At 63.5% G+C, this 22,864-nt stretch carries 23 protein-coding genes; 13 read left to right on the forward strand and 10 right to left on the reverse strand.

Going from position 1 to position 22,864, the window contains the following annotated elements:
• Positions 1–226: hypothetical protein (locus tag ACRECS_RS09695; RefSeq protein WP_431582757.1), on the forward strand; the 226-nt coding region annotated here is incomplete at its 5' end.
• On the opposite strand, the gene ACRECS_RS09700 is transcribed toward ACRECS_RS09695, so the two are convergent.
• Entirely contained in the window at positions 214–870 is a 657-nt protein-coding gene (locus tag ACRECS_RS09700; RefSeq protein ID WP_431582758.1) for a TetR/AcrR family transcriptional regulator, read from the reverse strand. The two genes, ACRECS_RS09695 and ACRECS_RS09700, sit on opposite strands and share 13 nt — an antisense overlap.
• Positions 871–1,053: 183 nt before the next feature.
• Between ACRECS_RS09700 and ACRECS_RS09705 the strand changes: the two genes are divergently transcribed.
• From ACRECS_RS09705 to ACRECS_RS09725, 5 genes are read left to right on the forward strand one after another with little or no spacing between them, the layout of a single operon-like run.
• A complete protein-coding gene (locus ACRECS_RS09705; RefSeq protein ID WP_431582759.1) occupies positions 1,054–2,580 on the forward strand; it encodes an AMP-binding protein in 1,527 nt (508 codons plus the stop codon).
• A gap of 19 nt (positions 2,581–2,599) precedes the next feature.
• Entirely contained in the window at positions 2,600–3,805 is a 1,206-nt protein-coding gene (locus ACRECS_RS09710; protein WP_431582760.1) for an alpha/beta hydrolase, read from the forward strand.
• A 16-nt stretch (positions 3,806–3,821) separates the two neighbouring features.
• Entirely contained in the window at positions 3,822–4,625 is an 804-nt protein-coding gene (locus tag ACRECS_RS09715) for an enoyl-CoA hydratase/isomerase family protein (protein ID WP_431582761.1), read from the forward strand.
• Positions 4,622–5,782 (forward strand): acyl-CoA dehydrogenase family protein, encoded by a 1,161-nt coding sequence (locus tag ACRECS_RS09720; protein ID WP_431582762.1) that lies wholly within the window; start codon positions 4,622–4,624, stop codon positions 5,780–5,782. Before ACRECS_RS09715 ends, ACRECS_RS09720 begins: the two co-directional genes overlap by 4 nt.
• A complete protein-coding gene (locus tag ACRECS_RS09725; protein ID WP_431582763.1) occupies positions 5,779–6,381 on the forward strand; it encodes an NAD(P)-dependent oxidoreductase in 603 nt (200 codons plus the stop codon). Before ACRECS_RS09720 ends, ACRECS_RS09725 begins: the two co-directional genes overlap by 4 nt.
• Positions 6,382–6,389: 8 nt before the next feature.
• Here the strand turns inward: ACRECS_RS09725 and ACRECS_RS09730 are convergent, their stop codons facing one another.
• Entirely contained in the window at positions 6,390–7,307 is a 918-nt protein-coding gene (locus ACRECS_RS09730) for a kinase (protein WP_431582764.1), read from the reverse strand.
• A 26-nt stretch (positions 7,308–7,333) separates the two neighbouring features.
• Between ACRECS_RS09730 and ACRECS_RS09735 the strand changes: the two genes are divergently transcribed.
• Positions 7,334–8,299 (forward strand): 2-hydroxyacid dehydrogenase, encoded by a 966-nt coding sequence (locus ACRECS_RS09735; RefSeq protein WP_431582765.1) that lies wholly within the window; start codon positions 7,334–7,336, stop codon positions 8,297–8,299.
• 7 nt (positions 8,300–8,306) lie between these two features.
• Here ACRECS_RS09735 and ACRECS_RS09740 read toward each other — a convergent pair whose 3' ends face one another.
• Together ACRECS_RS09740 and ACRECS_RS09745 are read right to left on the reverse strand one after the other, a co-directional pair.
• Positions 8,307–10,394 (reverse strand): PQQ-dependent dehydrogenase, methanol/ethanol family, encoded by a 2,088-nt coding sequence (locus tag ACRECS_RS09740; protein ID WP_431582766.1) that lies wholly within the window; start codon positions 10,392–10,394, stop codon positions 8,307–8,309.
• Between the two features lie 17 nt (positions 10,395–10,411).
• Positions 10,412–11,899 (reverse strand): aldehyde dehydrogenase, encoded by a 1,488-nt coding sequence (locus ACRECS_RS09745; protein WP_431582767.1) that lies wholly within the window; start codon positions 11,897–11,899, stop codon positions 10,412–10,414.
• A 333-nt stretch (positions 11,900–12,232) separates the two neighbouring features.
• Between ACRECS_RS09745 and ACRECS_RS09750 the strand changes: the two genes are divergently transcribed.
• The 3 genes from ACRECS_RS09750 to ACRECS_RS09760 all read left to right on the forward strand — a co-directional run bounded on the left by ACRECS_RS09750 (position 12,233) and on the right by ACRECS_RS09760 (position 16,047).
• Positions 12,233–14,434 (forward strand): TonB-dependent receptor, encoded by a 2,202-nt coding sequence (locus tag ACRECS_RS09750; protein ID WP_431582768.1) that lies wholly within the window; start codon positions 12,233–12,235, stop codon positions 14,432–14,434.
• A gap of 76 nt (positions 14,435–14,510) precedes the next feature.
• Positions 14,511–14,831 (forward strand): 2Fe-2S iron-sulfur cluster-binding protein, encoded by a 321-nt coding sequence (locus ACRECS_RS09755; protein WP_431582769.1) that lies wholly within the window; start codon positions 14,511–14,513, stop codon positions 14,829–14,831.
• A gap of 19 nt (positions 14,832–14,850) precedes the next feature.
• A complete protein-coding gene (locus tag ACRECS_RS09760; protein ID WP_431582770.1) occupies positions 14,851–16,047 on the forward strand; it encodes a cytochrome P450 in 1,197 nt (398 codons plus the stop codon).
• Between the two features lie 634 nt (positions 16,048–16,681).
• Here the strand turns inward: ACRECS_RS09760 and trmB are convergent.
• Entirely contained in the window at positions 16,682–17,362 is a 681-nt protein-coding gene (trmB, locus tag ACRECS_RS09765; RefSeq protein WP_431582771.1) for a tRNA (guanine(46)-N(7))-methyltransferase TrmB, read from the reverse strand.
• A gap of 150 nt (positions 17,363–17,512) precedes the next feature.
• On the opposite strand from trmB, the gene ACRECS_RS09770 reads away from it, so the two are divergent.
• Positions 17,513–17,758 carry a hypothetical protein gene (locus ACRECS_RS09770; protein ID WP_431582772.1) on the forward strand — a complete coding sequence of 82 codons (246 nt, stop codon included), beginning with the start codon at positions 17,513–17,515 and terminating at the stop codon, positions 17,756–17,758.
• Between the two features lie 45 nt (positions 17,759–17,803).
• Here ACRECS_RS09770 and metK read toward each other — a convergent pair whose 3' ends face one another.
• Together metK and lnt are read right to left on the reverse strand one after the other, a co-directional pair.
• Entirely contained in the window at positions 17,804–19,021 is a 1,218-nt protein-coding gene (gene metK / locus ACRECS_RS09775) for a methionine adenosyltransferase (RefSeq protein WP_431582773.1), read from the reverse strand.
• 69 nt (positions 19,022–19,090) lie between these two features.
• Positions 19,091–20,671: an apolipoprotein N-acyltransferase gene (gene lnt, locus ACRECS_RS09780; protein ID WP_431582774.1), complete on the reverse strand. Its 1,581-nt coding sequence runs from the start codon at positions 20,669–20,671 to the stop codon at positions 19,091–19,093.
• A gap of 138 nt (positions 20,672–20,809) precedes the next feature.
• Here lnt and ACRECS_RS09785 point away from each other — a divergent pair, with 138 nt between their 5' ends.
• Both ACRECS_RS09785 and ACRECS_RS09790 read left to right on the forward strand, forming a co-directional pair.
• Positions 20,810–21,229 carry a VOC family protein gene (locus ACRECS_RS09785; RefSeq protein WP_431582775.1) on the forward strand — a complete coding sequence of 140 codons (420 nt, stop codon included), beginning with the start codon at positions 20,810–20,812 and terminating at the stop codon, positions 21,227–21,229.
• A gap of 10 nt (positions 21,230–21,239) precedes the next feature.
• On the forward strand, positions 21,240–21,542 hold the full coding sequence (locus tag ACRECS_RS09790; protein WP_431582776.1) for a polyhydroxyalkanoic acid system family protein: 303 nt from the start codon (positions 21,240–21,242) through the stop codon (positions 21,540–21,542).
• 12 nt (positions 21,543–21,554) lie between these two features.
• Here ACRECS_RS09790 and ACRECS_RS09795 read toward each other — a convergent pair whose 3' ends face one another.
• The 3 genes from ACRECS_RS09795 to ACRECS_RS09805 are packed head-to-tail and all read right to left on the reverse strand — an operon-like array spanning position 21,555 to position 22,812.
• Positions 21,555–21,968: a hypothetical protein gene (locus ACRECS_RS09795; protein ID WP_431582777.1), complete on the reverse strand. Its 414-nt coding sequence runs from the start codon at positions 21,966–21,968 to the stop codon at positions 21,555–21,557.
• Positions 21,965–22,456: an SRPBCC family protein gene (locus ACRECS_RS09800; RefSeq protein ID WP_431582778.1), complete on the reverse strand. Its 492-nt coding sequence runs from the start codon at positions 22,454–22,456 to the stop codon at positions 21,965–21,967. The genes ACRECS_RS09795 and ACRECS_RS09800 overlap by 4 nt, the downstream gene beginning before the upstream one ends.
• Positions 22,453–22,812, reverse strand: a complete 360-nt coding sequence (locus tag ACRECS_RS09805) for an ArsR/SmtB family transcription factor (protein WP_431582779.1) — start codon at positions 22,810–22,812, stop codon at positions 22,453–22,455. Before ACRECS_RS09805 ends, ACRECS_RS09800 begins: the two co-directional genes overlap by 4 nt.
• Between the last annotated feature and the right edge of the window lie 52 nt (positions 22,813–22,864).

Below are 22,864 nucleotides of genomic sequence, written 5' to 3' on the forward strand. Positions count from 1 at the left end.
GGGGCTCCCAACGCATTGGGAACAGGCCGGAAATCGACACTCGAAATCCAACATAACAGGGGTGGCTTTTTTTATTCCGGACAACAGCGGAAAATCGAACCGGATGATGACCGCGACTCGCATCGCACCAGCCCCCGGTCGACTGTCGATCGCGCCTGGGTGGTCAGGCATGCCACTTTCCAGTCCCGGTAAGACCGAGACATTATCGGCGGATCAGGTCGATTGACCAAGCCCGTCCGCGTCCTCCGCAAACGGTTCCGACGGATTCTCATATTCATCGAGAATCGCGCCGACCACGGCATTCGCCATTGCCCGGAAGGCATTGGCCCGCGGAATGCCGGCATTGACGCTGACTCGGTACAGAAACGGATTCTGCTCCTGCCAGTTGTCGGTTCCGGTGTCGGAGGCGACCGCCGATTCATAGGCGGCACAGCCAAGCGCCAGCGATTCCAGCCCTTCGAGCAGCGGCATGATAGCCCCTGGCGGCACGCCCTGTACCGCAAGCAACCCGGCCGTGGCATTATGTTCGGACAGGCCGATGCGCAGCGGATGGCGGCGCATCAGAATCGGGATGAGGTTGGGATGCGCGCGCAATGCCTTCCAATATTCGGTTGCGTTGCGCACCAGCCATTCGCGCCAGTCGATGTTCGATGTGTTCGGCGTGCGCACGTCATTGAGCGCCAATTCGCACGCGCCGACCAGGATGTGCTCCTTGCTGCGGAAGTGATGATAGAGCGAAATGCCGCGGACATTGAGTTGATCGCCCAAACGGCGGATGCTCAACGCTTCGAGCCCTTCCTCGTCAATGATACGCAGCGCGACTTCCAGTGTCTTGCGCCGCGAAATAAGTGCTTTCTTAGGACGGCCCATGGGCGCCAGCTCTCCGAAACGTTGGTTTCTCCTTGTCCGGCCATAGCGGCCCTTTCGCTGCGGAGCGATCATTTTCGAACGCCGGGCATTGGCGCGATTGCACTAAAAAACAATCAGTGTTAGGCAACATATCACAAAGCAAGATCGAAGCGGCGAGGTCCGCTCAAATTTGGAGGGTGTCGCATGAAATACGCCGCGGCGGATTGGGTTGGGAATTACGCCCGGACGCAGCCCCACGCCCCCGCGCTCAGTAATTTCGACTCCGGCGAAACCCGCACCTGGGCGGAACTGGATCTACGCGTCGGCCGGATCGCCCATGCGTTGCGCCATGTCCTCGGGCTCGAGCGCGGTGACCGTATCGCCAATATCTCGGATGGCGACTTGCGCCATTTCGAACTGCAATTCGCCTGTGCACGCGCCGGCCTGGTCTGGGTGCCGCTCAATTTTCGCCATACTGCGGTCGAGCTTGGCCGGGCGTGTCGCGAGATGCGGCCCCAAATCATGCTGACCGACAAAGTATGGGGCGCGCTGGCGCGCGAGGTCGCGGCCGACACCGGCATTCCCCATATTCTCGATTGGGGGCCGGGCGGCGATCTCGACCAGTTGCTCGATCCGCAGGGCTATATGCCGGAGAATGGCGAGATCGACAGCGATGCACCGCTTCAGATCCTCTACACTTCGGGCACCACCGGAACGCCCAAGGCGGCGATCGTCACGCTGGGCGGCATGGTCTGCCACTCGCTGCAGCAAGTGCAGTTCTGCGCCACGGCTGAACCCGGCGGGCATTTGTTCCAGCCGATGCCGCTGTTCCATTTCGGCGGGCTCAATACCGCAAGCAACCCGGTGCTTTACTTCGGCGGACAGGTGACGGTCGCATCGCGCTTCGACCCGGCGGCGACCACGGCATTTTGCGGCGACCCGGCAAACGCGGTGACGCATCTCTGTCTGCCCCCGGTGATGTACCAGATGATGGCCGACAGTGCGGAATTCGCTGCTGCCGATTTCTCGACCCTGCGTCGCTTCATCTGCGGTGGCGGGCGCGTGTCGGAACGGCTGCGTGCCGCCTATGAGCCCAAGGGCGCCCGGTTCGTCCCGCAATATGGCGGCACTGAAACCGGGCCGGTGACGTCGATGAATCCCGATCGGCTCGACAAGATCATGGCCGGATCGTGCGGGCAGAAATCGCTCCATATCGATGCCCGGGTGGTCGATGACGAGGGTAAGGATGTCGAGCGCGGCACGCCGGGCGAGGTGTGGGTGCGTGGCCCTGGCGTCACCATCGGCTATCTCGGCGCCGAGGCGGAGATCGTCCGGCCCGAGGGCTGGCACCGCACCGGCGACGTCCTGTGGGAGGATGAGGAAGGATTCTTCTACGTCGTCGACCGGGTCAAGGACATGTACAAATCGGGCGGCGAGAATGTCTTCTCGGCTGAGGTCGAAGGCGTATTGGTCACCAATCCCGCGGTCGCCGAATGCGCGGTGATCGGTGTTCCCGACAGCCGCTGGGGCGAAGTCGGGCTGGCGGTGGTGGTCGCAACCCCGGGGCATGAAGTCACGCTCGAAGCGTTGTGCGCGACCTGCGAGGGCAAGCTCGCCCGTTACAAGCATCCCAAGCATCTCGCGCTGGTCGATTCCTTCCCCCGCAATGTCACCGGCAAGATCGCCAAGCCCGCGCTGCGCATTCAGTTCGGCGGCAGCAAGTCGGTCTAGCAATACCAAGGAGTCCATGATGGCTGAGCCCGTCCGCTACACCCGCACGCCCTATCTGATCGTTCACCGCGAGGACCGCGTCCGCAAGGATGTCTATGGCGCGATCGATGATGCGGTCGTGCTCCAGGCGCAATTGATGCGCGGGCCCACTCCGTCCGACACCGCGCTGGTGGTGATGCATCCGATCGGCGCGCCGGCCTATCTGCCGGTGTTCGCGCAGCTTGCCCGCGCCGGCCATCACATCGTCGCTTGCGCGTCGCGCTATTCGAATGGCGATGCGGCGCTGGAGATGGAGAATGTCGTTCTCGATCTCGGCGCGTGCATCAAGGATGCGCGCGAGCGGCTTGGCTACAAGAAGCTGGTGCTGCTCGGCTGGAGCGGCGGCGGATCGCTGATGGCGGGCTATCAGGCCGAGGCCGAGAAGCCGGTCGTACAACTGACCGCATCGGGCGAGGAAACGCCGCTTGCCGGGGCGGGATTGATTCCCGGCGATGCGCTGATGCTGGTCGCCTCGCACCGCAGCCGCCACAAGCTGCTGACCGGGCAGATCGATCCTTCGGTGCTCGATGAGAGGAACCCTGGCCAGCGTGATGCGGCGCTCGATATCTATGATCCGGCCAATCCGGCGCAGCCGCCCTATTCGGCCGATTTCATCACTACCTATCGTGCAGCGCAGATCGCGCGCAACCGCAGGATCAGCGACTGGGCCAGGGCCAGGCTGGCTGAATTGAAGGCCAAGGGCGGCGAGCATGACGAATATTGCTTCGTCGTTCACCGCACCATGGCCGATCCGCGCTGGATCGACCCGAGCGTCGACCCCAATCAGCGCCGGCCCAATTGGACCTATCTGGGCGATCCGCGCGTGGTCAATGACAGCGCCTCCGCGCTCGGCCGGTTCAACTCGCTGCGCGGCTGGCTGTCGCAATGGAGCTATGACCATGCGCAGTTCGATTCGGTCGATGCCGGCCCGCGGATCACCGTGCCGGGCATGGTGATGACTGCCGGCGCCGACGATGCCTGCCCGCCCGAACATACCGATGCGATGTTCGCGGCGATGGGATCGGCCGACAAGTGCAAGGTCACGATCGACCATGCCAACCACTATTTCACCGGCGCCGAAGGCAAATCGCACCTTGGCGAAGCGGTCGGCATCATCTCGACCTGGCTGGCCGAGCGCGACCTGGTCAACGACACCGTGCTCGCCAACACACGCGTCGCGGCCTGAGCGAGGGGGCAAGCAGATGGCTTTTTTCGACGATTATCAGAACATCCTGTTCAACCGCCGTGGCCGTGTGCTGGAGGTCATCCTCAACCGGCCCGAGACGCTCAACGCAGCCAATGCCGAACTGCACACCGAACTGGCGCGCGTGTTCGTTGAGGTTTCGAACGACCCTGACAGCGATGTGGTGGTACTGACTGGTGCCGGGCGGGCCTTTTCGGCCGGTGGCGATATCCGTTGGATGCAGGATGCGATCGATGAGCCGCAGGCGTTCGAACAGACCTGCCGCGAAGCGAAGCAGATCGTGTTCGGCCTGATCGATTGCGAAAAGCCGGTCATTGCCAAGCTCAATGGCCATGCGACCGGCCTTGGCGCGACGATCGCGCTGTTCTGCGACGTGATCTTCGCCGCCGAACACGCAAAGATCGGCGATCCGCATGTCAGTGTGGGGTTTGTCGCGGGTGACGGCGGCGCGGTGATCTGGCCGCAGCTGATCGGCTATGCGCGGGCCAAGGAATATCTGCTGACCGGTGACCTGATGACCGCGACGCAGGCGGCGGGAATGGGCCTGATCAACCATGTCGTGCCGGCCGACGAGCTGGATGCGCGGGTGGACGCCTTTGCCGATCGGCTCGTCGCTGGCGCGACCAAGGCGATCCGCTGGACCAAGATGTCGGTCAATATCGGCCTGCGCGATCTCGCCACGTCGATCATGGATGCGTCGCTCGCCTATGAAGCGCTCTCCAATGTGACGCCCGACCATCAGGAAGCGGTGCGCGCCTTTGCCGAGAAGCGCCCGCCGGTGTTCGCGCGGGCCGGGACATGAATTTCGACGAAAGCGAGATTGTCGTCGCGCTGCGCGACTCGCTCGAGAAGTTCGTCGAGCGCGAAATGCCGCGCAGCGCGGCGCAGGACTGGGATGCGCGCAATCACTTCCCACGCGAGGTGCACCGCAAGCTTGCCGATCTTGGCGTGCTCGGGCTGACCATCCCGGAGGAGTATGGTGGCCTCGGCCGCGACATCGTCGCGACCATGGTGGTGATCGAGGAATTGTCGCGGCGCAGCCTTGCCGTCTCGGTGCCCTATATCATGGCTGCCTGTTATGCCGGCATGAATATCGAGGAATGCGGGACAGAGGAGCAGAAGCGCGACCTGCTGCCGAAGATCGTCTCGGGCGACCTGCTGTTTGCCTATGGCCTGACCGAGCCCGATGCCGGCGCCGACCTCGCCAGCGTGACGACGCGTGCCGAGCGCGACGGCGAGATGCTGCGCATCAACGGCGCCAAGCGTTTCTGTTCGGGCGCCGGGATCGCCGATTATATCTATACGCTGGTGCGCACCGGGCCGGCCGAGGCGCGGCATCGCAACCTGTCCTTCGTGCTGGTGCCGCCCGATGTACCGGGCGTGACCATCACCAAGATCGAGTCGATGGGCATGAAGGGGGCGGCGACCACTGATGTCAGCTTCGACAATGTCGAGGTGCCGGTTGCCAATCTGGTCGGCGGCGAGGCGGCCTGGAATCATGGCTGGCGGATGCTGGTCGGTCCCGGGCTCGATGTCGAGAAGCTGGAGGTTGCCGCGATCGGCATCGGCATTGCGCGCGCCGCGCTCGATGATGCCTGGGCCTATGCGATGGAGCGCCGCCAGTTCGGTCGGGCGATCGGCGATTTCCAGTCGATCCAGCACAAGCTCGCCGAGATGCATACTCAGGTCCATGCCGCCCGACTGGTCCTCTATCAGGCGGCATGGCTGGCCAATGAGCGGCGGCCCTGCGCGCAGGAAACCTCGATGGCCAAGCTGTTCGCCACCGAAGTGTCGAAATCGGTCGCGCTGGAATGCCAGACGATCCTTGGCGCCTATGGCTACGTCAAGGATTTCGATGCCGAGCGCTATGTTCGCGAGGCGCTGCTGATGCCGATCATCGGAGGCTCCTCGGCGGTGCAGCGCAACAACATCTTCAAGCTTGCCGCGGCGCGGCGATGAAGGTCGCGCTGATCGGTGCTGGCGGCAAGGTCGGCCGGCGGCTGGTCGCCGAGTTGCTCGGTCGCGGTCATCAGGTGGTCGGAATTGCGCGCAACCCGCCCGCCGATGACTCTGGCGTGCCGTTCGTCCTTGCCGACGCCAATGACGTCGACGCGCTTGCGGCGGCGATCCGCGGCAATGATGCGCTGATGGTGTCGGGGCGGTTCGTGTCGACCGATGCGGCTGCAATCCTGCGCGCCATGCGCGCGGCGGGGGTGGCGCGAATCCTGGTGGTTGGTGGTGCTGGAACATTGTTGGTCGCGCCGGGCGTGCAATTGCTCGACACGCCGGATTTTCCCGAAGCGTTTCGGCCGGAGGTATCGGCCGGTCGCGACTTTCTCGATGCGCTGCGCGGCAGCGATGCGGACTGGACTTTTCTGTCGCCGGCTGTGAGCTTCGTTCCCGGCGAACGCACCGGGGCTTATCGGCTGGGCGGCGGCGAGTTGATGCGCGACGATCGCGGGGACAGCAGCATTTCGTACGAAGATCTGGCCAAGGCACTGGTCGATGAGCTGGAGCAGCCCAGGCATAGCCGGGCGCGGTTCTCGATCGCCTATTGAGGCATGGCTTATCCCAATCGCAGCGCCTCGACCCCGCGCTGATCGTCGAGCGTCATCACGCCATCGGCGCGCATGGGCATGTCGGCGAGGATGTGGCGCGTGAGGCGTTCGTAATGGCTGATGAAACGCCTGAGCGCAGTATCGTCCATGATCGCATCGGTCTGCTTGCCGGCGGCGCGCGCGCGTGCGGCCAGTTTTCGTTCCTGCTCACCGCGCCAGGCAAAGACCGTGTCGAACGATGGCGCGGCGATCATCAGCAGCAGGTCGAGATGCCCGAACAAGGCATGGTATTGCTCCGCCAATGCCGTATTCACTGCGCGGCGCCAGATTCCGTCGGGGTCTTCGTCGCGCTCCAGCATGTTGATTGGCGACACGAGTGCTGCAGCGGTCTCTGGCCGAGCGCCAACACACCAGCCCTCGAACAATATGATATCGGCGCGGCCGTGGAATACCGGCCAGACGGGTTGCGGTTCGACATCGTCGCTGGCCTTGTCGAAACGGGGCAGGGGAGTCTTCGCATCGGACGCCGCCGTCGCAAGACGCCGGATCGTGCGTTCGGCCAGCGCGACATCATGAGTTCCCGGTACGCCGCGGGTAGCGAACAGCGGATGCACCGTGTGCGCCAGGGCTTGCCGCGCGGCGTGCGGCAGATAAAAATCGTCGATCGACAATGCCGCCACCTTCAACTCTGTGCGATGCTCGATCAGCCGCGCCAGTCCCAGCGCGAGCGTGGATTTCCCGCTGCCTTGAGCGCCGCAAATGCCGACGAGCAGGGGGCGGTCAGCGGCTTCGCGGCGCGCGATGATCCAGCCGGCGATCGTGCCATAGGCGCGCTGCAGATCATCGCCGGCGGCGGGGATCTGTTCCTCGGCAAACAATGCGCGCAGGACCTGTGTCTCCTCTTCCGCCATCGGTTGCTGTTCCATCCCGTCTCCATTGCCCGGAAAATGTCATGACCGCCTCCGTTCTCGTTACCCGAAAATGGCCCGCCAGTGTCGAGGTGCTGCTTGCGGATCGATTTGCTGCGGTGCTGAACGTGAACGATGCGCCGATGGCCGCAGCAGCGCTTGCGCTTGCCGCATGCCGTTTCGACGTGATCTGCCCGACCGTGTCGGATCGCATCACCGCCGAGGTACTGGATCTGCCCGACCGCGCGGTCGGGCTGCTGTGCAATTATGGCGCGGGGACTGACCATATCGATCTCGAGGCGTGCCGGCGGCTTGGCATTGTCGTCACCAACACACCCGATGTGCTGACCGAGTCGACCGCTGAGCTGGCGATCCTGCTGATGTTGATGGTCGCGCGCCGTGGCGGAGAGGGCGAGCGCGAAGTGCGCGCCGGGGACTGGTCCGGCTGGCGGCCGACGCACATGATCGGCACGCAGGTATCGGGCAAGACGATCGGCCTCATCGGCTTTGGCCGTATTGCCCAGGCCACCGCGCACAAGGCGCGCGGGCTCGGGTTGCGGATTGCCTATCACGCTCGCACCCGCGCCGATCGCGCGGTCGAGCAGGCGCTGGACGCGCGGTTCGAACCCGATCTCGGCGCGTTGCTGGCCAAGTCCGATTTCGTATCGCTGCACGTGCCCGGTGGGCGCGACACTGAACACATGATCGGCGCTGCCGAACTCGCGCGGATGCGGTCCGGCGCTTTCCTGATCAACACCGCGCGGGGCAGCGTGATCGATGAGGCGGCGTTGGTACAGGCGCTCCATCGCGGCATGATCGCCGGTGCCGCGCTTGACGTCTTTGCGGGCGAGCCGGCCGTCTCGCCGGCCTTACTGGCCGCACCCAATCTGGTCGCGCTGCCGCATCTGGGTAGCGCGACGCATGAAGCGCGAACCGCGATGGGGATGCGCGCGCTTGCCAATCTCGACGCCTGGCTCGCCGGGTATCCGCCGCCCGACCGGGTCGCCTGAGGCCGGATCAGCCGCCTTTAGCCGGGGCCGCGGGCGGCGCCTTTGCCGCGGCGGCGCCCCGGCGTGCCTCGCGCAGGACATAGGCGCGGATATTCTCCGCCTCGGCCGGGGTCAGGATCGGCTTGAAGCTGACCATGCCCTGATCCTTCAGCGCCCCGTCGATCACGATCGATTGCCACAGCCTGGCATCGCGCAAGGCCGCAGAACGGCGCAGGTCGGCGATATAGGGATTGGACGCATTCGCCCCGTGGCAACCCGAACAGGTCCGCGAGAATTCGAGAATGCCCGCCTCGATATCACCGGTCGAGGTGACGCCTGCGACATCAATCGGCGGCGGCACCGGATCGGTGATCTTTTCGAGCGGCGCGGTGCCGCCAAGCTTGAACACCAGCAACCGGCCATTGCGACGGGGATGTTCCGGCACCAGCTTGCCGATCAGCCCGCCCGCACCGCCAAAGCCGGACATCACGGCGACATATTGCTCGCCATTCACCCGGTAGGTGATGGGCGGCGCAATGATGCTCGTGCCGACATTCACCGACCAGAGCTTGTTGCCCTTATAGGCGTCATAGGCGGTGAGGAATCCGTCGATATCGCCCTGGAAGACGAGATCGCCCGCCGTCACCAGCGTGCCGCCATTGACGAACCAGCGTTTCGGGATCGACCACGCCGCTTTCTGGTTGACCGGGTCCCAGGCGAGCAGCTGCCCACTGGACGCCTTGCGCGCGGCTGCGACCTGATCCTCAGGGAATTCGGCGGGCTTCAGGCCGGCGGCCTGGCCGATCGAGCGGTATTTGAACTTGTCGTCGCGCTGATAGACGCCGGTGGTCAATTGCACAGGAATATAGACGAGGCCGGTGCGCGGGCTGAATGACATGGCTTGCCACGAATGCGCGCCGAACGGGCCGGGCTGCTGAACGCTCGGCGCTTTGTCGTAATGGACGCCAGGGTTCAGCATTGGCCGCCCGGTCTTCATGTCGATGCCGCTCGACCAGGTCACCGGCGCGAATGGCTTGGCCGACAGCAGCGCGCCGCTGGTGCGGTCGAGAACATAGAAATAGCCGTTCTTCGGCGCCTGCATCAACACGTCGCGATCCTGGCCGCCGATCTTCAGCCGGGCCGAGATCATCTGCTGCGTGGCGGTATAATCCCACGAATCCTGCGGCGTCGTCTGATAGTGCCAGCGATATTTCCCAGTATCGGGATCGACCGCGACGATCGAGGACAGGAACAGATTGTCGCCCTTGCTGCCCGAGCGGATGGCATAGTCGAACGGTCCGCCATTGCCCGTGCCGATATAGACGAGGCCAGAATCGGGATCGTAGGTGATCGCATCCCATGCCGTGCCGCCGCCACCGCTGTTGCGCCATTCGCCGTCGCCCCAAGTGCCTTGCGCCTTGGCCTTCAACGCCTCGTCGGAGGCGGCGCCGTCCGGCTTTCCGGCCGGATTGGGCGTGGTGTAGAAACGCCAGGCGAGACGGCCGGTATCGGTGTCATAGGCGGTGACGAAACCGCGCGCGCCCATGTCCGCGCCGCCATTGCCGATCAGGACCTTGTTCCGGGCGATGCGCGGTGCGCCCGTGATGGTATATTTCATGATCGCCGGCGCGCCTTCCAGCGTGTTGGCGGACCAGATTTGCTTGCCGGTCTTGGCATTGATCGCGATGAGACGGCCATCGAGCGTGCCGACAAAGACCTTGCCGCCCGCCAGCGCGACGCCGCGATTGACGGCGTCGCAACATGCCTTGACCAGCGAGGACCGGTCGGTCTGCGGATCGAACGACCATAACTGCTTGCCGGTCGCGGCGTCGAAGGCATAGACCAGCGACCAGGCGGTGCTGACATAAACCACCCCGTCGGCCATGAGCGGCGTCGCTTCCTGGCCGCGGTCGCTCTCCACTTCCTGCGACCATGCGAGGCCGAGCTTGGTGACGGTCGAGCGGTTGATCTGGTCGATTGGACTGAAGCGCTGCTCCTGTTGGTCGCGGCCGTAAAAGGGCCATTCGTCGGGCGCGACGGTGCCCGGCGTCTGGCTGCCGCACGCCGCAGCGAACAAGGCGAGGCCGATAGCGAGGCCGGGTCGGGTCCGGTTCATCAATCCCCCCAGGCGGCTCATGCGAGCACCGATGATGGCTCTTCGTCCATGATCACGGTCTTGCTTTCGAGATAGGGCATCAGGCCAAGCCGTCCGCCTTCGCGCCCGATGCCGGAGCGTTTATAGCCGCCAAAGGCGATGCCGAAGTCGCTGCGAAAGGCGTTATGGCCGACGGTACCGGCGCGCATCCGTCGCGCGACTTGCATCGCGCGGTCGGTGTCGGCGGTGAAGACCGAGCTGTTGAGGCCGAAATCGCTGTCATTGGCGAATGCGATCGCTTCCTCCTCGTCGCGCGCGGGGATTACGCAGATCACTGGCCCGAAAATCTCCTCGCGCGCGATCCGCGCGCTATTGGGCACGTCGCCGAACAGGGTCGGCTCGATATAGAAGCCGCGATTGAGGCCCGGCGGACGGGCGCCACCGGTAGCGAGCGTCAGGCCATCGGCCTTGCCGCTGGCGATATAATCCTCGACACGGTCAAGCTGGCGCTTCATCGACATTGGGCCCATTTCGCTGGCCGGATCGAACGGGTCGCCGACCCGCACCTTGCCCATCGCCGATGCGATCCCCTCAAGCAGCGCATCATGGCGGTCGCGCGTGACGATGACGCGGCTCAGCGCCGAACAGAATTGCATCCCGAGCATGCTGACTTGCGGCGCGATAGCATCCACCACCAGATCGAGCGGCGAATCGTCGAGCACCACCGCGGCGGACTTGCCGCCCAGTTCCAGCGTCGCGCGCGCCATGCGCCCGCCGCAGATTGAGGCGACTCGCTGACCGACCGCACTGGACCCGGTGAAGCTGACCTTGTCGACACCTTCATTGCGGACCAGCAACTCGGATTCGGCACGGTCGGCCATCAGGATATTGAGCACGCCGGGAGGCAGGCCGAGCTCCATCGCGATCTCGCCGAGCAGCACCGCCTCGAGCGGTGCCTCGGGCGACATCTTCACCACGGCCGTACAGCCTGCGAGCAAGGCCGGGCCGAGCTTGGCCGCAAGCATCAGCAGCGGCGCGTTCCACGGGATGATCGCGGCGACCACGCCGACCGGCTCATGGATCAGCATGCCGACGGTTCCGCCGGCGGTCGGCGTGTGGCGTTCGACAAAGGGAAAATCGCCGGCGAGCCGCGCATAGTCGCGCAGCAACGCCGTTGCCGAGAGCGTCATATAGCCGGCATGGCCGATCAGCCCGCCCACTTCAGAAGACCAGATCCGGCTGAAGATCGCCGACTTCGCGTCGATCGCATCGGCCAGCTTCAGCAGGAAAGCGCCGCGCTCGCGATGCGACAGATGTGGCCATGGGCCATGGTCGAAGGCGCGCCGTGCCGCAGCGACGGCGCTCTCGATGTCGGCGGCCGTGGCAAAAGGGACGGTGGCGAAGACGGTTTCGTCGGATGGCGTGACGATATCGAAAGTCGCGCGAGCGCCCGGTTCGACCCATTCGCCGTCAATCAGGAAGCGTCCGCGCCGAACACGATCGAGCGTTTGATCGTCCACAATCATCACATCTCCTGACCCGTGCGGCTTTCTACATTGGCCGCGTTCGTGTTCTTCTTCCTAACGATGTTTCATAAACTGGGCAAGCGAGTCCGCGCGAGCATCCAGAACAGCCTATTCTTGTAGATTGCGCAGGCGCGAACGCAATTGCAGCCCATCCACGATTCTGATGGCGTGTTCCGATTCATTGCAACTCAGACATTGCGCAGCGGCAATTTAAAGGATAAGCAACTAACAGTGTTTGGTTCAATACGGGCTTATGCTCCGCTGGACTCGATGCGCGGCGGCGGAGGGTTGGCTCACAGAAGCAGGCTCCCGCCCATGATTGGGGAGGATGAGATGAGAACTCGTGCCTTGTTACTCGGTGGTGTATCGCTGGGTTTGTGCTTCGCCTCGCCGTGCCAGGCGCAATCGGCGCCCGCGGGACCAGACGATCAGAACGCCGATCAGCAGGCCGCTGCCGGATCCGAGGGGCTGGCCGATATCGTCGTCACCGCGCAGCGCACCTCGCAATCGCTGCAGAAAGTGCCGATCGCGGTGACGGCCGTCACGGCGGACGATCTCGCGTCGCGTCAGGTAACGAGTTCGCTCAATCTCGATACGGCGGTGCCGAACCTGACTCTCACCGAGAATGGCGTGTCGGCGACGCCGTTCCTGCGCGGTGTCGGCTCCAATCAGTCCAACCCGAACGACGAAGCGTCGGTCGCGACCTATATCGACGGCGTTTATATCCCGTCGGTCACCGGCAACATCTTCAAGTTCAACAATGTCGAGCGGATCGAGGTGCTCAAGGGCCCGCAAGGCACCTTGTTCGGCCGCAACGCCACTGGCGGCGTGATTCAGATCATCACCCGTGATCCGACGCAGCGGCCCCTGGTCGATGCCAGTGTCGGCTATGGCAGCTTCGACACGCTTGAGGCCCAGGCCTATCTGTCGAGCGGGCTTGGCAGTAATCTGGCGGCGGATATCGCCTTCAGCCTCGATCGCAACGGCAATGGTTATGGCAAGGACATCAACCGCAATGCGGATATCTTCCTCCACAACCAGGTCGCCGTTCGGTCGAAAATCCTTTGGACCCCGGGGTCCAACACCGAGATCCGGCTGACCGGCGATTATAGCCGGCTGCGCTCGACCGGCGCCGATTATCAGCTCGCTCAGGGCGTTATCGGCATAGACGGCGTCACCGGCTATCCCGGGAAGCGCAAGACCAACACCGACTTCCGCAACACGGCCAATAATGAGGTCTATGGCTTCTCGCTGCGGGTCGATCAGGATCTGAACTTCGCGCGACTGGTCAGCATCTCCGGCTATCGCCATGTCACAGGCGAATTCCATCTCGACCAGGATGCGACGCCGCTGCCGCTCGTACAGGCCACGATCAACCAGTTCGCCGAGAGTTTCTCGCAGGAAGTCCAGCTGCTGTCGAAGAAGGACTCGAAGATCGACTGGTTGATCGGCGGTTATTTCTTCGACGCCAAATACGCCTATACGCCGTTGCGGATCGCCGGGATCGCCGCCGGTGGACTGCCCAATGTGGACGCGTTCGGCTCGCAAAAGACCAGATCCTATTCGGCCTATGGTCAGGCGACCGTTCCGGTCACCGACGATACCAAGCTGACCGGCGGCCTGCGCTATACCTATGAAACGCAGGACACCGATGGTTATAACGCGAGCGGCGGCGTGATATTCCCGCATCCCCCTAATCCGCTGTGCGGCAGCGCCACGACCAATTGCCCGCAGTCGCAAAGCATCAAGAAACTGACCTGGCGTGCGGCGCTGGATCACAATTTTTCGTCGGATATTCTCGGCTATCTCTCGTACAACCGCGGTATCAAGAGCGGTGGCTTCAACATGATCAATCCCGGCACCCCCGGCTATCGGCCCGAGGTGCTGGACTCGTACGAAGCCGGGCTGAAGATGCAGCTGTTCGACAACAAGGTCCGCTTCAATGTCGCGGCGTTCATCTACAGCTACAAAGATATCCAGGTCTTCAACATCACCGGCGGCGGTGCGGTGCTGACCACCAACGCCGCCGCGGCGCGGGTGCACGGCATCGATGCCGATCTGACGATCAAGGCCTCGCGTTATTTCACCATCTCGGCGGGCTTTGGCTGGCTCGACGGCAAATATACCGACTTCCCCAACGCGACCTTCACGCCTTCTTCGCCGCTGCTCGGGCCGCAAACGGTCGTGAACGCGACGGGCAACGACATGATCTATGCGCCAAGGACCAGCGGCAATCTGTCGCTCGACTATCGCATCCCGACCAGCTTCGGCGAGTTCGGGCTGAACGCCACCGGCTCCTATCGCGACAAGGTGTTCGTCTCGGCCGCCAACCGGCTGTTCATCCCGGCCTATGCGGTGGTCAATACGACGATCGGCTGGACCTCGCCCGACAAGCGCTACGGCGTGCAGTTCTGGGTCCGCAACCTGTTCGACAAGGATTATTATCTGAACCGTACCGAGCAGGCGCTGGGCGACATCCAGTTCCTCGCGCCACCGCGGACCGTGGGCGTTACGGTCAGCTTCAAGAACCGGTGACGATCGGGGCGGGGAACGGCAAGTATGGTGACCGGCGGCGCGTTGCCGCCGATCACACGCCAGCAAGGGAGCAGTGATGGTCAGGGTCACGTACAAGGATGTGGCGGGCGCCGAAACCGTGGTGGACGCCACGGAAGGCGCCAGCTTGATGGAATCGGCGGTGCGCAACGGCGTCGTCGCGATCGAGGGAGAATGCGGCGGCGCGCTCGCTTGTGCGACCTGTCACGTCCACATCCCCGACGAGTGGCGCGCGGTGACTGGCGAAGCATCCGCCGATGAACGGGAGATGCTCGAATTCGGCGTTGATGTGGATGAACGCAGCCGCTTGTCGTGCCAGATTCACGTCACGGCGGCGATGGAGGGTATCACCATCCTCACCCCGAGCAGCCAGCGTTAAGCGTGACAGGAGAGCCAGGATGACCGCGAACTATACCGAGGCCGACTATAACCATCACAGCCCGGAGATCGCACAGGATCCCTATAGCTTCCTGGCGGCGGTTCGCGGCAAATGCCCGCTCGGGCATTCCAACGAACTGGGCGGCTTCTATTTCCCGACCACCTACGAAGGCGTGAAGCGGGTCTTTGCCGAATACAAGACCTTCTCTTCCGCGGACGGGGCCGGGTTGCCCGACCAGCTTGTCCGCTTGTTGCCGGTCGATCTCGATCCGCCGAGCCACACCCGCTGGCGCCGGGTGCTCAACCGCTTCTTCACTCAGGAGGCGGCGGAGGCGGATCGCCCGCGCATCCAGGGGCTTGCCGATGAACTGATCGACGCATTCGCCGCGCGGGGCAACGCCGATCTCGTCAACGAGCTGACCCGGCCGTTCCTCGCTATGACCACATTGCCGGTGCTCGGCGTACCGCTCAGCGACCGGCAGATGCTGTCCGAGAAACTGTTGTGGATGGTGCATCACCGTCTCAACGATCATGACGGCTGGGTCCAGCGCTACGGCGAGATCGCGGCGTATCTCACCAACCTTGTCGCCGAACGGCGCACCGCGACCGAGCGCCGCGACGATCTTCTCCAATGTCTGATCGAGGAAGAATTCGACGGCCGCATGCTGACCGACACCGAGGGTTATCAGGTGCTGATCCTGGCCTTGTTCGGCGCGCTCGATTCGACCAGTTCGGCAATGAGCGGCTCACTCTATCATCTTGGGGAGCATCCCGAGGACAAGGCGCGCCTGTTGTCGGGCGAGGTGCCATGGGCCGGAGCGATCGAGGAATTCCTGCGCTTCACCACGCCGATCCAGACCTTGCGCCGCACCACCAGCAAGGAGACCGAACTCGATGGCGGCCTGGTGCCGGAGGGCAGCTTCGTGCTGGCGATCAACGGTGCTGCGAACCGCGATCCGGCCAAATTCCCGGAGCCGGACAAGTGCATCATCAGCCGCGACGCGCGCGACCATATGAGTTTCGGCACCGGCGCGCATATCTGCATTGGCCGGCATTATGCGCGCGTGATGATCGACATCTGCCTGAAAACCGTGCTGCGCCGGATCGGCGACTATCGGATCGAGGACGGATTCCAGCCCGATTACACCGCGAGCGAGGCCCGCGCCCTGAAGACGCTGCCGGTGGTCTTCACGCCCGCGGCCGCTCCTGTCGGTTAGGCGGAAATCGTACTCGATCACAGCGCCGCGACCAGCTCCTCGACCGACGCGCCCTCCGAGGTCCCAACAGCGCCTGCCGGCGCGGGCTCAAGACTGTTCAGGAGGTCCAGGTCGGCGTTTCCGGAGAAATCCTGCAGCGAGGATGGGGGCTCCTGGGCCTGGTTGGAGGTTGCGGCGGATTCTTGCGTCCCGGTGGCGAGTCGCGAGTGTTTTCGCGCTGAGTCGGTGCAATTTCACCTGTGGTGCGATCGGAGCGTTGCAGAACATATCATCCAGCGCCAATCCGGCGTCGCTCGATGTTCTGGAATTCCGGCCTGTCCCGCGCCCAAGATGCAAGGGTAGGAATTTCTGGATAAGTATCTGATATAAAAATGAATTATATGATTCCATGCGGAAATGGCGGTGAAAAGATACGACACAACCGGTGTCCCATATCTCCCGCGGGCCATCCCCTCAGCCAGGGTGCCGGCGCGATTCAACCATGGCACCGACGCTGGCATGGAATCCCGTGCCGGACTTAAACCAGCACGCTCTTTCTGATTGTCGGGGAACAGGATGACCACGGAGCTGCGGACGCAATGCTCCTGCCCTTGGCTGAGCCGCCACGCGTGCATTTGGTCGGGTGTCTGACGCTCTAAAGGCGGTCGTAACGGAAGTACCAGACTTCGTGTCCCTGCCGGCGCGCCTTGCGCTCATAGCGGGTCTCAGGCCAGTCGGCGGGGCGTTCGAGGAAGTCGCGTGGATGTTTCGCCTGCCACTCGAAATCGCGGCGCGTGTTCATCACCATCATTGCCCAGCGGCAATAGGTCGGGTCGTCGGTGCCGAGGCGGAACTCGGCGCCGGGCTTGAGCTTGGCGGCGATCAGGTCGAGCGGCCCGTGATTGACCATGCGGCGCTTGGCGTGCCGCGCCTTGCGCCACGGATCGGGGTGGAGGAGGAACAGGCGGTCGAGGCTTGCGTCGGGGAGCCGCTCGAGCACCTCCAGCGCGTCGCCCATGTGCAGCCGGACATTGTCCAGCGCGCGGTCGCGGATATGACCCAGCGCGCCGACCACGCCGTTGAGGAAGGGTTCGCAGCCGATAAAGCCCATTGCCGGATTCGCCTCGGCCTGCGCGGCGAGATGCTCACCCGCGCCGAAGCCGATTTCGAAGGCGAGAGGGCGATCACTGCCGAACAGGGTGGCCGCATCGACCGGCCCCGCTTCCGGTACGCTCAATGCCGCAAGCGTGTCTTCGACCAATGCCGCCTGTCCAAGGCGCAGTTTGTGACCCTGGCGGCGGCCATAGAGCCGGCGGATCGAGGCAGGATCGTTCATGCGGGTATCCCGAAACCTGACAAAGATGTCATCATACGATCATGGTTATCGCACAGAGGGCGTGATATGGCTCTCCCACACGCGCTATCCTTATGGTGTGGTGCAGTAAGCAATTGAAAATGTTCGTCGTTGGCTTCGCTTAGAGAGGGGATGGGACACGCCGATGCGGGTCGCAGCCTCCACCAATTGGTTAATCGGATCGAGCAACGCATGAAATTCGCACTCATTATCGTCATTCTGACCGCGGTCGTCGCCATTGTGTATTTTGTCATGCGCAGCCGCGCACCGCGCAAAAAGCGCCGCTCGCAATTCTTCTCGCACACCTTCGACAATAGCGGCGCGGCAAAGGTGGCGGAAACGCCGCTCACCGATGATAAAGACTGGATGAAACCGTAAACCGTCAGCCCGCGCGCAGGCGCGGGCTGACATGGTTGCTCTTTCCTAAGCGATTGCTGCCTTGAGCCGATCGACCAGGTCGGTCTTTTCCCAGGTGAAATACTCGCCCTCGGGCGCGCGCCCGAAATGCCCGTAGGCGGCGGTCTTCTGATAGATTGGCGCATTGAGCTTGAGATGCTCGCGGATTCCCTTGGGAGTCAGCCGAACGAGCTGCGGCAGCACCTCTTCGAGCTTCGCTTCGGAAACCGTGCCGGTGCCATGCGTGTCGACATAGACCGACAGCGGCTCGGCAATGCCGATCGCATAACTCAGCTGGATCGTGCAGCGGCGCGCAAGGCCAGCCGCGACGACATTCTTTGCCAGATAGCGTGCGACATACGCGGCCGAGCGATCGACCTTGGTCGGATCCTTGCCGGAGAAAGCGCCGCCGCCATGCGGTGCAGCGCCGCCGTACGTGTCGACGATGATCTTGCGGCCGGTGACACCGGCGTCGCCGTCCGGGCCGCCGATTTCGAACCGACCGGTCGGGTTGACGTAGATCGCGGTCTCATCGGTGATGAAGCCTTCGGGCAGCACGCTGTCGAACACGCCGACGACATAGTCGCGCAGTTCCTTGTACTTGGCCGGATCGCCTTCATTGTTATGGAAGAAATAGCCCGGCGCATGCTGAGTCGAGACGACCAGCGCGGTGGCGCGGACCGGCACTTCATTCTCGTATGCGAGCGTCACCTGGCTCTTCGCGTCGGGTTCAAGGAACGGCACGACCTTGTTGTGGCGGTCATGCGCGAGCTGCTCGAGAATGCGGTGCGAATAATAGAGCGTGGCGGGCAGCAGATCCGGCGTCTCGTCGGTGGCATAACCGAACATGATGCCCTGATCGCCGGCGCCTTCGTCCTTGTTGCCGCTTTCATCGACACCCATCGCGATATGCGCTGACTGGCCGTGCAGGCGATTGATGAATTCGAACGTGTTCCAGTGGAACTGGTCCTGCTCGTAACCGATGCGCTTCACTGTCGCGCGGACTGTGGCCTCGATCTCGTCGAGCGCGCCGGGCGCCCATTCGCCATTCTCGAACACGCCCTTGCAGCGGATTTCGCCGGCCAGCACGACCAGGTTGGTGGTGGTCAGGGTTTCGCACGCGACGCGCGCATAGGGATCCTTGGACAGGAACAGGTCGACGACCGAATCCGAAATCTGGTCAGCGACCTTGTCGGGGTGACCTTCCGAAACCGATTCGGACGTGAAGAGAAACGAAGCGCGCATCAATCTACCCTCGGGCTGCGCGGCTCCGCTGACGGAACCGCATATAAAGCTTTCCTTATATGATGGCCACTAGCGGGACCATCGCCTGATGGCAACGGCGAACAGCAGCATCACCATGGCAGTGATGAAGGCCATGAGATTGCCGACCCGCGCGAACAGGGTCGGTGCCTGCGGCGGCGGGATCGGCAATTCGATCGCGCCGGCGCGGTGCGGCGGCACTGTTGCCAGTAAGGTTCCATTGGCGTCGATGATCGCGGAAATACCGGTCGGCGTTGCGCGGATGATCGGCAGCCCCTCCTCGATCGCACGCATCCGCGCCTGGGCGAGGTGCTGGACCGGGCCCCAACTGCCATACCAGCTGTCGTTCGAGGGGTTGAAGATGAAGGCGGGGCGATGGTGGCGATCGACCGTCTCGCCGGAGAAGATCATTTCATAGCAGATCTGGAATCCGACATTGCCGAAGCCGGGCAGGGCAAAGCCGCCGGCCGCCCGGCCGGGGTCAAAATCGAAATCGCCCGGCACGAGCCGCGACAGGCCGATCGCCGACATGATCGGGCGCATCGGCAGATATTCGCCCCACGGTACGAGGTGCGCCTTGTCGTAGCGTCCAAGGATTCTTGCGCGCGAATCGATTGCGAAGACCGAATTGGTACCGGCGGTGACATTGTCCTGCGCATCGAACTTCAGCGCGTTGCCGCCTGCCAGGACGATATCGTTCGGTCCGAGTCGTGAGGCGATGCGCCGGCGTGTGACTAAAGGATCGGCGCGCCAATAGGTGGCGGCCGGATAGCCGTCCTCGATGAAGAAGCGCAGCGCGCCTTCGGGCCAGACGATCAGCCGGGGTGCCGGGCCGGGCATACCGCTAAGCGCTTCAATTGCCAGCAGATTTTGCTCGGCATAATCGTCGCGCGGGCGCTCTTCCTGATCGAGATTGGGCTGGATCACCCGAATGCGGGGCGCGGTATCGGCCGTCGACATGACCTGTGCCGGAGCGAGCGAGCCCAGTGCCAGCACTAGCCCGGCAAGCGCGGTGCCCGCGGCAAGCCGCCAGCGGCGCTGCGCCAGCAGGAGCAGGGATCCGGCAACAACGACCGTCAGGCCCGACAGGGCATAAGTGCCGACCAGCCGACCGATCGCGGCGAGCGGAGGGATTGGCAGCCAGATCTCCGACAGCGGATTCCAAGGATAGCCAGTGAACATCGTGCCGCGCAGCCATTCGGTCGCGATCCATGCCACAGCGAAGACGAACATGAAGCCACCGCCCGCTGTGGTGCGATCATCGCCGACCGAACGCGGACTGGCGAAGCGCCAGGCGAGCCCCGCGGCGATCGCCGGATAGAGCGCGAGATAAAGCGACAGGAGGATGACCGCGAGATAGCCGAGCCAGTGCGGCATTGCGTCCTGATAGGTGAAGGCGCGCTGGATCCAGTTGTTGCCAATGGTGAAATGCGCGACACCGAAGATCCAACCGCGCAGCAGTGCCTGTTTCAGGGTCGGTGCATCATGGGCCAGCTGCATCCACAGGGCGAAGCAGACAAGCGTGACCGGCCACCAGATGAGTGGCGCGAAGCCCGTGGCGGCAAGCGCACCCAGAGCGAGCGACAGGAGAAGGGGGTAGCGTTTTACGGCCTGAATCTGTTTATCGAGCACCGGCAGTTCTCACCCGTCATGCCGGATTGTCCCGGCATCCACCGAACCTCAAGGGCTCCGATCGCAGCCTATGCGGAACGGCGGACCCTGGAACAAGTGCGGGGTGACGAATTAGGCTTGGGAGTGCATTATATCACGATGACGCTTCGCCCCTTTCATCTCGCCTTTCCCGTCCATGACCTGATCGCCGCGCGGCATTTCTACGGCGAAGTGATGGGCTGCCCCGAAGGGCGCAGCAGCGACGCGTGGATCGATTTCGATCTGTTCGGGCATCAGATCGTTGCGCATCTCGATCCAGCCGCTAAACCCGTTGCGGTGACCAATCCTGTCGACGGGCATGATGTGCCGGTGCCGCATTTCGGGGTCGTGCTGACCATGGTCGACTGGGAAGCGCTGGCCGGACGTGTCGCGGCGGCGGGCATCCGGTTCGGCATCGCACCGCATATCCGCTTCAAGGGGCAGCCGGGTGAACAGGCGACGATGTTCTTTCGCGATCCCAGCGGCAACGCGCTCGAATTCAAAGCATTTGCCGATGACGCGATGATCTTCGCGACGTAAGGAAGCGGGCATGGCTCAACCCATCACTCTCGATATCCCGCATAAACATGGTCGTACCGAGGTGCGCGAACGGCTCGACAAAGGCATCGGCAAGCTTGCTGGCATGTTCCCCGGCGGGGCAGTCGTCGATCATCGCTGGGAAGGGGAGACGATGCACTTCACCGTCCAGGCAATGGGCCAGAAGGTAGCGAGCCGACTCGAGTTGTTCGATACCTATGTCCGCGCGACGATCGACTTGCCGCCCTTCCTGTCGCTGTTCGCCGACAAGATCAGGGCCAAGCTGGCCAAGGAAGCGCCAAAGCTGCTGGAATAGTCTGATAGGCCTTCAGGCGCGGCGGTGCGCGAGTGCGCCGCCGATCCAGGCCAGGGGCAGGGCAGTGATCACCAGCGCGGCGGGATACCAGAGCGGCCCCATCTTCATCGTCACGGCGCCGATCAGTCCGAGCGTCGCCAGCGTCATGCCGATCATGCCAAGGATGATCGCATGTTTCATCGGCGCCGACGGGGCGAGCCGTGCGGCGAGATAGCCGCTGCCGATGGCGATTACCGCGCGATAGGAGAAAGCGAGAGCGGCATCACTGGTCTCGGTCATGGGTTGGTCCCAGGGCGGGAAGACCTGCAGCGCATGGAGGATCATGTCGATCCCCAGCGCAAGCAGCACGCTGAAAGCGAGGCCAGCGACAATCGCGAGGACGCTGCGGCCAATGCTGCGCGGCGCGGCGGCGGTTGCGGCGGTCATTGTGCCTGCTCCTTCTGCTCGTCGCCCAGGACCGTGTCGAGCCGGGCATAGCTGGCGGTAATGCCGGCCTCCATGTTCGACTGGATCGCGCCATCGCGCGATTCAGGCGAGGCATAGAGGACGGTGGTGGTCAGCCGGGTGCGATCGCCGAACGGTTCGAGCGCGGCAGTGCTGATCGCTTCGCCGCCAGTCCAGTTGCCGTCGAACATCTCGGTCTGGCTGATGCGTTCGGGCCGTGCGATCTCGCGATAGGTCCCGCCCATGCCCATTTCGGTGCCGTCATCGTTCTTCCACACATAGCGATAGGCGCCGCCGACGCGCAGATCGATATCGCAGGTTTCGAGCGACCAGCCATCCGGACCCTTGAGCCAGCGCTTCAGCAAAGCGGGGATGGTCAGCGCATCGAACACCAGATGCGGCGGCGCGTCGAAGATGCGGGTCATAATGATTTCGCGGTCGCCATTGGCGACCAGTTCCAGGCGGTTCATTGCGGTTTTCCTTTCTTAGCTTGGTTTTCCAGTGACTTCAGCTCCTCGAGCAGCGAGTCGAGGCGGGCGTAATTCCGTTCCCAGATCCGCCGATATTGTTCGAGCCAGCCGACCGCCTCGGCCATCGGCGCGCCGACGATCTGCCGCGGCCGGCGCTGGGCATCGATTGCACCGGCGACCAGGCCGGCGCGTTCCAGCATCTTGAGATGCTTGGAAATGGCCGGCTGGCTCATCGCGAAGGGGGCGGCGAGTTCGGCCACCGTCGCCTCGCCCTGAGCCAGCCGGGCGAGTATCGCGCGCCTGGTCGGATCAGCAAGCGCAGTGAACGTGGCGTCGAGGCGTTCGTCAGCTGTCATCTGTATAACTCTATAGTTCAATAACCAAATGGTTATTATGAGAACGAGCCTC

The sequence above is a fragment of the Sphingomonas sp. genome (assembly GCF_050725575.1).
Taxonomy (GTDB): domain Bacteria; phylum Pseudomonadota; class Alphaproteobacteria; order Sphingomonadales; family Sphingomonadaceae; genus Sphingomonas.

What these genes read in the sequence shown, in the direction of transcription:
- ACRECS_RS09700 (WP_431582758.1), bottom strand. Translation starts at nt 870, where the DNA reads ATGGGCCGTCCTAAGAAAGCACTTATTTCGCGGCGCAAGACACTGGAA.
- ACRECS_RS09705 (WP_431582759.1), top strand. Translation starts at nt 1,054, where the DNA reads ATGAAATACGCCGCGGCGGATTGGGTTGGGAATTACGCCCGGACGCAG.
- ACRECS_RS09710 (WP_431582760.1), top strand. Translation starts at nt 2,600, where the DNA reads ATGGCTGAGCCCGTCCGCTACACCCGCACGCCCTATCTGATCGTTCAC.
- ACRECS_RS09715 (WP_431582761.1), top strand. Translation starts at nt 3,822, where the DNA reads ATGGCTTTTTTCGACGATTATCAGAACATCCTGTTCAACCGCCGTGGC.
- ACRECS_RS09720 (WP_431582762.1), top strand. Translation starts at nt 4,622, where the DNA reads ATGAATTTCGACGAAAGCGAGATTGTCGTCGCGCTGCGCGACTCGCTC.
- ACRECS_RS09725 (WP_431582763.1), top strand. Translation starts at nt 5,779, where the DNA reads ATGAAGGTCGCGCTGATCGGTGCTGGCGGCAAGGTCGGCCGGCGGCTG.
- ACRECS_RS09730 (WP_431582764.1), bottom strand. Translation starts at nt 7,307, where the DNA reads ATGGAACAGCAACCGATGGCGGAAGAGGAGACACAGGTCCTGCGCGCA.
- ACRECS_RS09735 (WP_431582765.1), top strand. Translation starts at nt 7,334, where the DNA reads ATGACCGCCTCCGTTCTCGTTACCCGAAAATGGCCCGCCAGTGTCGAG.
- ACRECS_RS09740 (WP_431582766.1), bottom strand. Translation starts at nt 10,394, where the DNA reads ATGAACCGGACCCGACCCGGCCTCGCTATCGGCCTCGCCTTGTTCGCT.
- ACRECS_RS09745 (WP_431582767.1), bottom strand. Translation starts at nt 11,899, where the DNA reads ATGATTGTGGACGATCAAACGCTCGATCGTGTTCGGCGCGGACGCTTC.
- ACRECS_RS09750 (WP_431582768.1), top strand. Translation starts at nt 12,233, where the DNA reads ATGAGAACTCGTGCCTTGTTACTCGGTGGTGTATCGCTGGGTTTGTGC.
- ACRECS_RS09755 (WP_431582769.1), top strand. Translation starts at nt 14,511, where the DNA reads ATGGTCAGGGTCACGTACAAGGATGTGGCGGGCGCCGAAACCGTGGTG.
- ACRECS_RS09760 (WP_431582770.1), top strand. Translation starts at nt 14,851, where the DNA reads ATGACCGCGAACTATACCGAGGCCGACTATAACCATCACAGCCCGGAG.
- trmB (WP_431582771.1), bottom strand. Translation starts at nt 17,362, where the DNA reads ATGAACGATCCTGCCTCGATCCGCCGGCTCTATGGCCGCCGCCAGGGT.
- ACRECS_RS09770 (WP_431582772.1), top strand. Translation starts at nt 17,513, where the DNA reads ATGGGACACGCCGATGCGGGTCGCAGCCTCCACCAATTGGTTAATCGG.
- metK (WP_431582773.1), bottom strand. Translation starts at nt 19,021, where the DNA reads ATGCGCGCTTCGTTTCTCTTCACGTCCGAATCGGTTTCGGAAGGTCAC.
- ACRECS_RS09785 (WP_431582775.1), top strand. Translation starts at nt 20,810, where the DNA reads ATGACGCTTCGCCCCTTTCATCTCGCCTTTCCCGTCCATGACCTGATC.
- ACRECS_RS09790 (WP_431582776.1), top strand. Translation starts at nt 21,240, where the DNA reads ATGGCTCAACCCATCACTCTCGATATCCCGCATAAACATGGTCGTACC.
- ACRECS_RS09795 (WP_431582777.1), bottom strand. Translation starts at nt 21,968, where the DNA reads ATGACCGCCGCAACCGCCGCCGCGCCGCGCAGCATTGGCCGCAGCGTC.
- ACRECS_RS09800 (WP_431582778.1), bottom strand. Translation starts at nt 22,456, where the DNA reads ATGAACCGCCTGGAACTGGTCGCCAATGGCGACCGCGAAATCATTATG.
- ACRECS_RS09805 (WP_431582779.1), bottom strand. Translation starts at nt 22,812, where the DNA reads ATGACAGCTGACGAACGCCTCGACGCCACGTTCACTGCGCTTGCTGAT.